Annotated in this window: 12 protein-coding genes and 1 tRNA gene; 7 read left to right on the top strand and 6 right to left on the bottom strand. The window is 39.1% G+C overall.

What is annotated here, in order from left to right; genetic code table 11:
• The first annotated feature begins 20 nt into the window (after positions 1–20).
• Positions 21–722, top strand: coding sequence for an SRPBCC family protein (locus DBR11_RS09180; RefSeq protein ID WP_108551829.1), 702 nt, complete (start codon positions 21–23; stop codon positions 720–722).
• Between the two features lie 45 nt (positions 723–767).
• On the opposite strand, the gene DBR11_RS09175 is transcribed toward DBR11_RS09180, so the two are convergent.
• Positions 768–1,283, bottom strand: coding sequence for a DUF5362 family protein (locus tag DBR11_RS09175; protein ID WP_108551827.1), 516 nt, complete (start codon positions 1,281–1,283; stop codon positions 768–770).
• 127 nt (positions 1,284–1,410) lie between these two features.
• On the opposite strand from DBR11_RS09175, the gene ychF reads away from it, so the two are divergent.
• A complete protein-coding gene (ychF, locus tag DBR11_RS09170; RefSeq protein WP_108551864.1) occupies positions 1,411–2,505 on the top strand; it encodes a redox-regulated ATPase YchF in 1,095 nt (364 codons plus the stop codon).
• A 57-nt stretch (positions 2,506–2,562) separates the two neighbouring features.
• On the opposite strand, the gene mgtE is transcribed toward ychF, so the two are convergent.
• The 4 genes from mgtE to DBR11_RS09150 form a co-directional block, all read right to left on the bottom strand.
• The gene (gene mgtE, locus DBR11_RS09165) at positions 2,563–3,939 is read right to left on the bottom strand and encodes a magnesium transporter (protein WP_108551825.1); all 1,377 of its coding nucleotides are present in this window, start codon (positions 3,937–3,939) and stop codon (positions 2,563–2,565) included.
• A 187-nt stretch (positions 3,940–4,126) separates the two neighbouring features.
• Entirely contained in the window at positions 4,127–4,366 is a 240-nt protein-coding gene (locus tag DBR11_RS09160; protein ID WP_146186496.1) for a hypothetical protein, read from the bottom strand.
• A 125-nt stretch (positions 4,367–4,491) separates the two neighbouring features.
• A complete protein-coding gene (locus DBR11_RS09155) occupies positions 4,492–5,256 on the bottom strand; it encodes a LytTR family DNA-binding domain-containing protein (protein ID WP_108551821.1) in 765 nt (254 codons plus the stop codon).
• Positions 5,257–5,271: 15 nt separating this feature from the next.
• Complete coding sequence (locus DBR11_RS09150; protein ID WP_108551819.1) at positions 5,272–6,321, bottom strand: sensor histidine kinase; 1,050 nt, start codon at positions 6,319–6,321, stop codon at positions 5,272–5,274.
• Positions 6,322–6,537: 216 nt separating this feature from the next.
• Between DBR11_RS09150 and DBR11_RS09145 the strand changes: the two genes are divergently transcribed.
• The 4 genes from DBR11_RS09145 (at position 6,538) to DBR11_RS09130 (ending at position 10,053) form a co-directional block, all read left to right on the top strand.
• Positions 6,538–6,609 (top strand) — tRNA-Arg (locus DBR11_RS09145).
• A gap of 66 nt (positions 6,610–6,675) precedes the next feature.
• Positions 6,676–7,164 carry a TspO/MBR family protein gene (locus DBR11_RS09140; protein ID WP_108551862.1) on the top strand — a complete coding sequence of 163 codons (489 nt, stop codon included), beginning with the start codon at positions 6,676–6,678 and terminating at the stop codon, positions 7,162–7,164.
• Positions 7,165–7,207: 43 nt separating this feature from the next.
• A complete protein-coding gene (locus DBR11_RS09135; protein ID WP_233260701.1) occupies positions 7,208–9,526 on the top strand; it encodes a patatin-like phospholipase family protein in 2,319 nt (772 codons plus the stop codon).
• Complete coding sequence (locus DBR11_RS09130; protein ID WP_108551817.1) at positions 9,523–10,053, top strand: hypothetical protein; 531 nt, start codon at positions 9,523–9,525, stop codon at positions 10,051–10,053. The genes DBR11_RS09135 and DBR11_RS09130 overlap by 4 nt, the downstream gene beginning before the upstream one ends.
• On the opposite strand, the gene DBR11_RS09125 is transcribed toward DBR11_RS09130, so the two are convergent.
• Positions 10,050–12,425, bottom strand: coding sequence for a BamA/TamA family outer membrane protein (locus DBR11_RS09125; protein WP_233260700.1), 2,376 nt, complete (start codon positions 12,423–12,425; stop codon positions 10,050–10,052). The two genes, DBR11_RS09130 and DBR11_RS09125, sit on opposite strands and share 4 nt — an antisense overlap.
• On the opposite strand from DBR11_RS09125, the gene DBR11_RS09120 reads away from it, so the two are divergent.
• A complete protein-coding gene (locus DBR11_RS09120; RefSeq protein ID WP_108551815.1) occupies positions 12,410–13,159 on the top strand; it encodes an RNA methyltransferase in 750 nt (249 codons plus the stop codon). The two genes, DBR11_RS09125 and DBR11_RS09120, sit on opposite strands and share 16 nt — an antisense overlap.
• Positions 13,160–13,180 lie beyond the last annotated feature (21 nt).

Raw genomic sequence — 13,180 nt, 5'->3', positions numbered from 1 at the left:
CTCAATCAAACTATTCTGGTATGGCTGAGCTAAAACTACACACCCTCAAACCCCGTTCGGGAAAATTTTCTATTGAAAAACAGCACTACGAGAACGTAGGAGCAAATGAACGCATGTTTTCTTTGTTACTTGGGGGCATATTAATTGGAAGCACCCTCAAAAACCCTTTTAAATCCAGGATACTATATGGAGCTTATCTCGCCTATCGCGGCATAACAGGAAAATGCTTTTTCTATGATTACCTTGGCATAGACAGTAATAAACCTCATGCGGTAAACATTAGAGGAGAATTTGAAATCGATCTGCCGGCACAAGAAGTTTATGCCCAATGGAGAAATTTAAATCATCTTCCTCATGGTATTAAACGTCTGCTCGATGTGAAAGTGGTAGACGAGAAACTGTCCACCTGGAAGTCTAATGTACTTGGCAACCTGTTTTCTGTAGAATGGAATGCAGAGATTGTCAAAGATGAACCCGGACGTCTTATCGGATGGAGATCAGACCGTAGCTCCCTGTTCCAGCATGTAGGCAGGGTAGAGTTTGAACCTTTAGCCGGCAGCCAGAATACGCTGTTAAAAATTGTGCTCTCCTACCGGCCAATGGGTGGTGGGCTTGGAATTGGATTATCCAGGATACTTAATCCATATTTTGAGCATTTACTAAAAAAGGAAATTAAAAATTTCAAATATCATATTGAAAACAGAACACCTGTTTTTATCTGACAAGATATAAAAAAGGCCGGCCTTTTTCAAAATTAGCTCTTTATTTTAATGCCCCCCCATGGCTGTACCTGCTATACCAACAATACCAGCAAAGACAAAAATCAGCACATACATCGCGATCAATACGATCAGCAGGATACCCCAAAACTTAAAAAAAGACTTCAGATTGCTCATCGAAGCACTCAGACTAAGCTGATCACCAAATAAAACTGCTTTCTGAGCTGCAGAAGCATGCTTGAACAACATCAGGCTAGGATAGAAATATAAAAGTGCCAGGAATATGAAATAGACCATAATAAATCCGGCCCCTAAAGACCCCATCTGAGTTCCTGGACTGTATTTTGAAAGAACAGCAATAAAGGCAGTTGCTCCAAATGCACACATCACCAGCAAGGCTGAAATAACAAATCCAAATATCCCCAGGAACTTGGTCCATTTTGCCATATCATATAGATAACTGCGAATATCTTCAGTTACAATGAGTTTGATCTGTGGCTGTTCAACAGGAGTCTCGTTCTCAGGCAATGCGTTCGTATCTTCAGTTTCTTCGAAATTTTCCATAGTGATAATGTTAATTTATATTTTCAGTTTTATAAACATAATTATTATTTACCTTCCCTGCAAGTTTATTGAGTGTCTGATTTCAAAAAAATTGGTACCTTTGCGCCAAATTAAGACAAAACTATTCATGGCATTACAATGTGGTATAGTAGGTTTACCGAATGTTGGGAAATCTACCTTATTTAACTGTTTATCGAACGCAAAAGCTCAGGCAGCAAACTTTCCTTTTTGTACTATAGAGCCTAATATTGGCGTAATCACTGTTCCCGACGACAGGCTTACCAAACTGGAAGAGCTGGTAAAGCCAAACCGTGTTGTTCCCAACACTATTGAAATCGTAGATATTGCCGGTTTGGTAAAAGGGGCATCCAAAGGCGAAGGCCTGGGTAACCAGTTTCTTGGAAATATTAGGGCAACCAATGCCATTATTCACGTGCTGCGTTGTTTTGATGATGGAAATGTGATCCACGTAGATGGTTCTGTTGACCCGATCCGTGATAAAGAGATTATCGATACTGAATTACAGTTAAAAGATCTGGATACGGTAACTAAACGCATCCAGAAAGTAGAAAAGATGGCAAAAACAGATAAAGATGCCAAAAGAACTTTTGATGTACTCAGTGTTATTAAAACCCATCTGGAATCTGGAAAATCTGTTCGTTCAGCAGCAGTTGATGCTGATGATTTTGAATTTATTCAAGATCTGGGCTTATTGACGCAAAAACCTGTAATGTACGTTTGTAACGTAGATGAGAACTCCGTAATCGATGGAAATGCTTATGTAGACAGGGTTAAAGAAGCCGTAAAAGATGAAAACGCAGAAGTGTTGGTGATCTCAGCCAAGATTGAATCTGAAATTGCTGAACTGGAAAGCTACGAAGAGCGTCAGGAATTCCTGGCAGATCTTGGTTTAACAGAATCAGGTGTAAATAAATTGATCCGTGCAGCTTACCGCTTATTAGACCTATATACCTATTTCACTGCTGGGGTGCAGGAAGTAAGGGCCTGGACCATTACAAAAGGTTTTACAGCTCCACAGGCTGCAGGAGTAATCCACACAGACTTTGAAAAAGGATTTATCCGTGCAGAGGTAATTAAATACAATGATTTTGTAACCCTGGGTTCTGAAAATGCTTGTAAAGATGCCGGTAAATTAGGCGTAGAAGGAAAAACTTATGTTGTGGAAGATGGTGATATCATGCACTTCCGTTTCAATGTTTAAACATAGAATTAAGAACACTTAAAAAAAGGCAGTTCCATATGGAACTGCCTTTTTTTATTATAGCAATATGCCTTTTAATACAATAACAGCAACGCTGAAATAAATCACTATACCCGTCACATCCACCATGGTAGCAACAAATGGAGCTGATGAAGTTGCAGGGTCCAGCTTAAGTTTCTTCATAATAATAGGCATCATTGAACCAATTAAGCTTCCCCAGAGCACAATCCCAATAAGGGTAAAGAATATGGTAATCGCAATGAGAAACCAATGCGTACCATAATCATAAAAATGAAGGTTTTGCCAAATGATAATCCTCAGCAAACCTATGCTTCCCAGAATCACACCAAGGGCAAGTCCAGATATAATCTCTCTCCTCATGACTTTCCACCATTCGGCAATAGTAACTTCTCCAAGCGCCATTGCCTGAATAATTAATGTCGATGCCTGTGAACCGCTATTCCCGCCACTACTCATAATCAAAGGAATAAAGAGTGATAAAACTATCGCTTTTTGAAGTTCGATCTCAAAATGCTGCATCGCTGTTGCAGTCAGCATTTCTCCTAAAAACAATACGATAAGCCAACTTGCCCGCTTTTTAACAAGTTTTATGATAGGCATATCCAGGTAAGGTTCATCCAAGGCCTCGGTACCCCCTATCTTATGCATATCCTCTGTATATTCTTCATTTGCAATCCATAGAATATCATCTACAGTTACAATACCGAGTAATACATCGCTATCGTCAACCACAGGTAAAGCCACACGGTTGTTCATTCTGAACACATTGATCGCATCCTCCTGAGGATCGTTTACATTTAACGCAATAGAACGGTTATCCGCCAAATCTCCAATTTTTGCTTCCGGATCTGCCAGGAGAATCTCTCTGATCCGTATATCATCTAAAAGAACACCGCCTTTATCAATAACATAAATCACATCGATCGTCTCAGAATCTTTTCCAAAACGTCTGATATGTTCCAATACCCGGGTTACTGTCCAGTCCTTTTTCACAGCAACATAATCCGGCGTCATCAAACGGCCAACACTGTCTTCTTTATACCCCAACAGAGAAAGCGCCTCTACACGGTCTTTTGCCGGGAGCAACTTAATCAGCTTCGCTACTGCATCGCCTTTAAGTTCACTAAATAAGGCAGTCCGGTCATCCGGTGGCATCAGATTAATCAGCTCCGCCAGTTTAACACCAGAAAGTTTCTTAAGAATCCTTTCCTGTGTAGGAAAGTCCAGAATCCTGAAAACGTTTACTGCCCTTTTTATAGATAAAGTATCTATAAATTTTACTGCATGCTGGGGAAGCTCGTCTATCAGATGTTCTACATCTGAAATGTTCAGATCATCCAAATAAACTTTTAATTGTGCATCGTCGCCCTTCTCAATCAGCTCAACTACTTCTTCAACAATTAATTCTTCCATAAAATAATTCGACTATTTTTTACATGCTTCTGTTGCTTTATCAGGATTGCAAAAGTGAGGTTTTATTTTCAATAATGCCATTTTTATTACCCAAAATTCATTCCAACCTTACAGTTAATTATTAACAATTGCTCATAAGGGTCAGGAATTTTAGTGCCTGAGTGCAACAAAAGAAAAAAAGGCCGGATTACACCTTAAATTCGTCGAGGGAATAAGGAAGCTCTTCACCTAGAAATCCGTACTCCGACAACAAGTGTAACGCTGTTTCCGTACACGGACTATTGCTTACTACGCGGAATATTTTGTCTGTATCTTCAAAGGCAAAAGACCAGTTTCCTTTCCCGAAAGCCGAATCCAGGGCCGGCTCAATCCTCACCAGACTTTCCCTGTCTGGTACCGAGGTCTTAAAAATAGTAATGTACATCATTCTTTATGCGCTTCTTCGTCTAACATAATCTTATTATTTCCGGGGAATTTAAAGATCAGCTTTATAAAAAGATAAAACCAGCGAATATGGACTGAACCGGACAAAAATGCATCTGAATCCCGCAGCTAATGACTACGGGAAAGCCAGTCTAAAAATGAAGGTGTTTTTTCCTTACTCACAGTTATCTGCTGGTCAAAAGGAATATTCAGATTCAGAATCAGTTTTCTGGAAAAAAAATGAGCTGCATCTTTTATGGCTTTCCTGTTGACCAGGAACTGACGGTTTACCCTAAAAAAACCAGAACCGGTTAATTTCTCCAGTTCCTCCAGATTTTTCCCTGCCGGATAGATTTCCTGGTTAAGTGTCAGCAAACGGGGCTCTTCATGTTCAATGTAAAATAAAGCGATCCCCTCCATTTTAACTGGAACGATCTTATCTTTGTAATGGACCAGTATACTCGAAGCTTTGGGAGCCGTTTGCCTGGAAAACAATTCCATAATACCCTCGTAAGAAATTTGCTTATTCGAAAAACTCTGTTTAAGCAATTGATATTTTTGCAGTGCTTTCGCAATAGAATCTCTATTGAAGGGTTTTAGAATATAATCAATCCCGTTTACCTGGAAAGCATTTAAAGCATATTCATCATAAGCCGTGCAAAAAATAACCGGCACCTGTATATCCGTAGCTTCATAGATCTCAAAGCTCAGCCCATCTCCTAATTGAATATCGCTGAAAATCAGATCAGGATCAGGGTTTTGCATAAAATAATCTACAGCCTGTTTTACCGAACGTAAATAAGCAACAATCTCTATTTCGGGATCAACCAGTTGTATGATATCTGCCAGGTGTTCAGCAGTTAATTTCTCATCCTCTATAATTACAATCTTCATATAAAGCTTTGCTGTTTAAATTTGTTTAAGCATTTTGAGGCTTACCGAAAATTCAGGTCCTGTATCTTTAATCCTGATATTTAGACCAGTAAGTAGTTTATGGCGTTCAGAAATATTAGCCAGCCCGCTTCCTGTCGAATTTTCTGTGATCGTTTTCAGTTTAACATTATTCTGAATGGTGATCCAGTCATCTTCAACTGAAATATCGATATGTAAAGGAGATTCTTCGGTAAGTTCATTATGTTTAATGGCATTCTCCAGCAAGGGTTGTAAAGAAAAAACGGGCAGCATCCTATCGGCTGGCTCATTTTCTCCTATGTCGATTCTGACTTGTAAAGCGCTTCCTAACCTGATGCGCTGCATTTCGAGATAATCTTCGCAAAGTTTCAACTCATCTTTTAGGCTGCTGATTTCCTGATTACCTGTAGATAAAGAAGCACGCAGGAAATCGGACAAACGAATCAAATAATCTTCCGCCTGGTCAGGATATTTTCTGATCATAGATTTAAGCGTATTAAGAGCGTTAAATAGAAAATGAGGGTGGATCTGCTGCAACAGCATCTGATAAGCAGCTTCTGTTCTGCTGGCCATCAAACGGGAGTTTTCCAATTCAGCCCTTACCTTAGCATCCTGTTCCAGAATATAACCATGAAGAATCCAGATGATTCCGCTCATCATTGCTGTCTGAACAACGGTGTACAGATAGAACTTGGTCTGTGAAAACCTAAGCAGAGGTGTTTGAGGCAGCCAGCCGATCCTGTTTAGCTCTATATACAGAATATTGAAACCGCTTGAAACAAGAAGCATAAGAATCATACTCACTGCATACCGGCAAATGGTAAACTGAGGAGCTTCCGTAAGCTTCATTCGCTCAAACAACCAGATCACCATTAGGTTACACATACATGCCGTAAATAAAGACGACAGGGTAAAAACTGCTCTTCCCAGCGCATCTGTAGCACTGCCAACTTCCATTAAAACTGCACTGAACACAAAAACACCCAAACCAATCGAAAACCAACTGCTTGCCCTGATCAGGTTATCTATAAGTTTTTTTGACATCATAGGTTACAAATATAGAACGCTTTCCAAATATCAAGACTATCCGGCATTTTTCCACAGCAACTCCCGTTCAAACGGACAAAACAAGCCCTGAAATCTTAAATTCTTTGTAATTCCGCGTGCCAACAGAACGCTAAAACAGACAAAAAATGATTGTCTTTTGCAATACTTTATAATTTAGATTTACAATTGTGTTTTTTTTATATCTTTGCGCAAATTGTCCCTGTAGTTCAATGGATAGAATTATGGTTTCCGGTACCATCGATGGGGGTTCGAATCCCTCCAGGGGCACATTTCTTACAAAAGCTGTCAATCCTGACAGCTTTTGTTGATTATACAGGATTTAAACTTGTCCCCATGGCTGCACAGAACAAACCTTTTCATATAGGCGCTTTTCTTCTTAATCTGGCCATCCCTATTGCCATTGGATCTCTAGGTGGTTTATTGACAGCTACTTCTGTAAAAACATGGTATCCCACATTAACTAAGCCTTCATTTAATCCGCCCAATACCATTTTTCCACCGGTATGGACGTTTCTCTTTATTCTGATCGGTATCTCAGCTTACCTGGTCTGGAGAAAAAGAGAACAAATTGTCCACTTCCCCCGAACACTGGCCCTTTATTTCATACAACTCATCTTGAACTTAATGTGGTCTTTTATCTTTTTCTACGCCAGGGAAATAGGAATTGCACTGATAGAGATTTTCATTTTACTGGCCGTTATCATCACCAATGCCAGAGTATTTTACAAGATCGACAAAATAGCCGGACTACTTTTCATTCCCTATATACTATGGGTAAGTTTCGCAGCCCTACTCACCTATAGCATTTATAGCTTAAATTAAAACAAATCAAGGATTTGATCATCGAAAATCCTATTTTTAGGATGTGATAGCTTATAGATACCTCTTACCATTTTTATTCACTTTTTGTGCATTATATGGCCATGCGCAAAAAGTTGGCCTGGTTTTAAGTGGTGGCGGAGCAAAAGGACTTGCCCATATAGGCACACTCAAAGCCCTGGAAGAAAACAACATTCCAGTAGATTATATTACAGGAACTTCAATGGGGGGGATTGTTGGCGCCATGTATGCCGCAGGCTATACACCCGCACAAATGGAAAAAATAGCGCTGAGCAAGGACTTTCAAGACTGGGTTAGCGGAAAATACACCAGCGATTATAGCCTCTTTTTCCAAAAAAACAATGTAAATGCTTCTGCCCTATCTGCAAAACTGAGTATAGACACTAGCCTCCGGCTCAGTTTCAGATCCAACCTTGTAAATGATATTCCTTTAAATTTTGCACTGCTCGAACTTTTTTCCCAGGCATCAGCCGTTGCCAAAGATAATTTTGATAATTTATTTATCCCCTACCGTTGCATGGTTTCTGATGTACTGCTGCAAAACAGTATTACCCTGAAAAGCGGAAGTCTTGCAGAAGCGGTAAGGGCTACCATGACCGTTCCCTTTGTCTACAGACCTATACGGGTAGACGGAAAATATGTTTTTGATGGAGGAATTTATAACAATTTCCCTGTAGACATTATGAAAAAGGAATTTAAACCAGACTATGTTATTGGGGTAAACGTATCTTCCAAAACATTTAAGGAGTATCCTAAAGACAATGGTGACCGCTTACTCAACCGATCGCTGATCTATATGTTCCTGGCCAAATCTGATTCTACAATGATAGGAGAAAATGGAATTTACATCCAGCCCAATCTTACTGACTATACCTCTACGAATTTTTATCCAGTAGCAGAACTGATCAAACAAGGTTATGATGCAGCAATGGCAAATATGGCCCAAATCAAAAAAGCAGTTACCAGAAGAACAAACCCTGAAGATCTTAGCATCAAAAGGAACAATTTCAACAATAAAAAGCCAGACCTCTTTTTCAGCTCCATCAGCGTAAGCGGTGTTAATGACCAGCAAAAAAAATATATAGAGCGTTTGTTTAAGAAAGATAAAGCAACATTCAATCTCTCCGACATTAAACAAGGCTATTATAAATTGGTTGCAGATGAAACTTTTGAAACCGTTTACCCGAAAATATCCTATAACCAACCATCAGACAGCTATACCTTTGAAATCGTAGCCAGACCAAAAAGAAGCTTTAAAATAGATCTGGGTGGCAATATCTCGACTCGCCCCATCAGCAATGTTTATTTAGGCGTGCAATACAACTATCTAAACAGAAAAGCCTACACCTTTGGTGTAAATTTCTATTCCGGCAGGTTCTACGAGGCGGCCCAGCTAAATGCGCGGGTTGACTTCCCAACCAGCCTACCCATGTTTCTGGCTGCTGAGATGACCTTTAACCATTTTAATTATTACAGTACCAGCTCCATTTTTATTGAAAATCCAAGCCCAACTTATATAGAACAAACGGACAGAAAAATAGACTTTAAATTTGGGATCCCTTTGAACAGAGGAACCAAAATAACGCTCAGCGCTGCCGCATTCAACAATTCCGACCATTACAGCCCAACCAATACCTTTAATGTAGGTGACATACTTGATCGCACTACATTTAATGGATTCAGGCCGAACCTTACTTTTGAGCAAAACACATTTAACCGGAAACAGTATGCCAACAAAGGAAGAAACTTCACTTTAAGTGTTAATTACTATACCGGAAAAGAAAACTACACCCCGGGAAATATTGCAAGAAACGCCTCCTTCTATAACCAGTTGGATGTACAGAGTCATAACAAAAACTGGGGCAGTGTCAAAGTCAGCGATGAAAATTACTTTTTTCACAAGAACTATTATAGCCTTGGTTATCTGGCAGAAGCTGTACTTTCCAATCTACCCTTGTTTTCAAATTACTACTCCACATTACTGGTTGCCCCGGCATTTTACCCATTACAGGACAGCAGATCACTTTTCCTGGAAAAATTCAGGGCAGCGAGCTATCTGGCCGGAGGGCTTAAAAACGTCTATACCTTAAAACGGAACCTTGACCTTAGGGTAGAAGCCTATGTTTTTCTTCCTTACAAAGAAATTCAGCAGGAAGGATTCCAGGATGTAGACAACAACAAAGCATTTAGCAAATGGCATTATGCAGGAACAGCAGGCCTTGTGTACCATACCCCTGTAGGTCCAATCAGCTTTAGTTATAATTTATACGATGACCACACAAAAAGAAACGGCGTTTTACTACATTTGGGATATTTAATTTACAATAAACGATCATTAGAATGAGACCAGCTTACTTATTTTTCCTTTTGTTATTCCTAACCAGTACCGGTTTTGCACAACGTTCGGATATCAATAACTTTATTGTAAAAGAGAGTTTGTTAAAAAACAGCAAACTCGCTATTATTGCCGCCGACTCCCTGGACAAGCCCCAGGAGCAGATCAACGGGATCTACACCTTCAGTGTAAGTGGTTTCACCCAATCATTAAAATTCAATGATGGTGTTGCTATATTGCCTCTTCAACTGGAACGCTCCTCTTTTGTCTATATTAAACATATCAATGATAAGGGTACGCACAGCAAACTGGTTTATGTATATAAAAAAGACGGAGACCTAAGCCCTTATGCATTTAATAGTATGTGGCTGGTGCTAATCCCGCTCATCATTGTTCTGCTGGCCTTTGCGTTCAGGAAATTTCTCATCTTTGCTGTCATTCTCCTGTTGATCTTCTTCTACTTTAACCACAGTAACGGTTTGAGTATACCAACTTTTTTTGAAACAGTATTTGACGGCCTGAAGAAGCTCTTTTAAAAAGGCATCCCTATTCCGAAATTATACTGTACAAAACGATAAGTATCCGGTGCATGAGTAGTGTTATACTCATTTTTAAAGTCTTTTGCTCCACTCAGATACTTAGCAATAACCCATTGGTCAGAGCCACTGAACTGAGGATCTTTAAGTTTTAATCCAATATCAAATCTGAATACAAAATAATCTACATCATACCTTAAACCCACACCCGTTCCAATTGCAATCTGATCAAATAATTTCTGAAATTTAAAATAAGTTTCTGCAGGTTGTCCCGATGAAACGTTCCATACGTTACCCGCATCCAGAAAAACTGCTCCTTTAAGCTGCGCACCAAAAAACTTATTGAGCATTTTATACCTGTACTCCAGATTGGTTTCAATATGCATATCGCCCAGCTGATCCAGCCCATACAAAATTGTACGCTGATCCTGAGTCAGAACGTCCCGGTTATAATTCCCTGGGCCTAATGTTCTGGCTTGCCAAGCCCTTACCCCACTGGATCCCCCAGCAAAGAACTTTTTTTCAAAGGGTATTGCAATAGAATTTCCATAAGCAACAGCAATTCCGGCATTTATTCTTGCTACAAACTGTCTTACACCACCAAGATTTTTATACCACCTCAAATCAATTTCAGGTCGTACATATTGATTATAAGGCAACCCAAGGATTTCAGAATAATCCCCTTCTGAAGCATGATGCACACTTCCAAACAAACGGGTTATTCCCTGTAACATATTCCCTGCGATATCCATGCTCCCTCTAAAGTAAACAAAGGTGCCGGGAATCAAAAGTTTCGCCTGGTTCAAGGTATAGCTATATTTCATACCAAGGGTAATGTCTTTCCTGTTCAGCAACATCAGATTATAAGCATTGTCTTTAACCAGCGCAGCATTATCCGGATTATTTACCGTATCCAGTAACAATGATCCCAACCGGTATTCAAAGTTCAAAGGTGTAAAGGAATGCACCTTAAATTTTGTTTCATACCAGTCGTAGGTTATAGAGGTTTGGAATACTTTTCTTGAAAAGACATCTTTCTGAAGCCCGTACACATAACTAATACCAAATGAAGTGAAAGGCATTCCATTTTTACCCATCACAGGGACATGAAAAGGAACCATAAGTCTTGGAATAGCCAGGCTTGTACTTAAAGAGAAATCCCGTTGATACACATCATTAAAGACCGATTTACCCTGACCAAGCCTGGATTGCAAACCACCTTTGATTTGAAATTCAAAGCGTTCAGCACCTCTGAACATATTATTGTTAATATAAGTGTTACTGAGTGTAAAGCCCACAGTACCCGCATTAAAAGGCAGCTCTCCCTCCACCCTGTTGCTCATCCGCTTTTGCGGTATCAACCGGATAACCGGGTTTACCGTATTCACACTATCTGCAGGCTTGATGTAATCAATCTTTACATTTTTAAAGACATTCAACTCATAAAGCCTGTCGTAGGTCAGGGTTTCGTTTTTATTGTCATACAACTCGCCTTGCCGGATAAAATTATACCGCAAAATAGGGTTGCGTCTGAAATGTCCGGACAGGTCTGTAAACCTTGTCCCCCTAATGATTTTAGGATTAAACCGTATAGAATCAGGAAATCCTTCAGTACTTGGCGCTACAATGACATTAGTTTCTCCAATTTTAAATTGTGCATGTTCTGTCTTGCCCTCGGGATTGTCTACAATCAGCATCACCTTTGTCTGGCCATTGTTAGAATTCGAATCCACCGTAAATTTAATATAAGGTCTGGCAAAGTCGAAATAACCATGATGCTTCATCAATTCATAAATCTGATCCCTTTCATAAGCAAGAGAATCATCATCATATTGCATTCCTTCCCTTAAATGGGTAAATTTCTGTTTGCTATTGAAATAAATATCTTTCATTTTGGCATCTTCGATATCATAACTTAATTTCTTAACAAAGAATGCCGGGCCGGGATTGGCTTTAAAATACACCTTTGCCCGCTGCCTTTTGACCGTAATGTCTGAACTTACTTTTGCATTAAAATAACCTTTACTATTTAAAAACTTTTCAATCTGGTTACGGGAAATCTCAACCAGTGTACTGTCCAGCAGAGGCGCCGGATTTCCAACAGACTTTGTTTTAAATAAAGTATAAAACAAATTGTATAAGCCTACGTTAATGCCCAATTTAGGAGCCGGCCTGATATCTTTCTGTACATAACTGAAAGCTTCTTCCTGAAGTTTTGGAGGTAAACTATCTATATGCACCTCTTTTACAACGGATTGATAATCCTGTATGTATTTTGTAGAAGAACATGCAGTAACAAAAAGAATAATAAATAGTAATATTGCAGGAAACTGGATCTTCGTTTTATAAATAGAGTATGCTTTCAAAATCACAGATAGGTTTTATTAAATCATTACATCAAAAAAAGTTCCGTAAAGAAAATGGAATTTTTATTATTGAAGGCATAAAATCAATAATAGAGTTCGTTCCATCAGCTTACCATATACACAGCATTTATTATCTTGCTGAATATAAGTCTTTACTGCCCAATTTACCTTCAAATATAAAGTTATTTGAAGTAAACAATGCCGAACTGGACAAGATTAGTACTTTACAAGCTCCCCAAGGCATACTGGCACTGGTCCACATACCCAAAAGTGTGCCAGTAAATGACAAAGTGCTACAAAATACATTTTCCATCTTGCTAGATGGTGTACAAGATCCGGGAAACCTGGGAACCATCATCAGAACAGCGGATTGGTTTGGTTTTAAAAATGTGATTTGTTCTTTAAATACGGTTGAAGTTTACAATCCAAAAACTATACAGGCAACAATGGGTTCGCTCTGTCGGGTAAATATTTTTTATCAAAACGTTTCTGAGTTGCTGGAAAAGGTAAATATTCCTATATTTGGCGCATTACTGGAGGGTAAAAGCAGCTATGAAATGGAATGGGGAAACGAAGGAATTCTCATTTTAGGAAACGAAGGACAAGGAATTACAACGGAAGTGAAAAAATTTATTCAATTTCCTGTTACGATTCCAAGAGTGGGACTAGCTGAGTCTTTGAATGTTGCGATTTCTGCTGGGATTTTATGCTCAGATATTTCAAGAAATTTTAAGAAATAAATTGCATACTAACTTATAATT

It is taken from the genome of Pedobacter sp. HMWF019, from assembly GCF_003061025.1.
In the GTDB taxonomy this organism is placed as follows: Bacteria; Bacteroidota; Bacteroidia; order Sphingobacteriales; family Sphingobacteriaceae; genus Pedobacter.
Note: the sequence above shows the minus strand (reverse complement) of the source record. Positions and strands in the feature narration are given on the sequence as shown.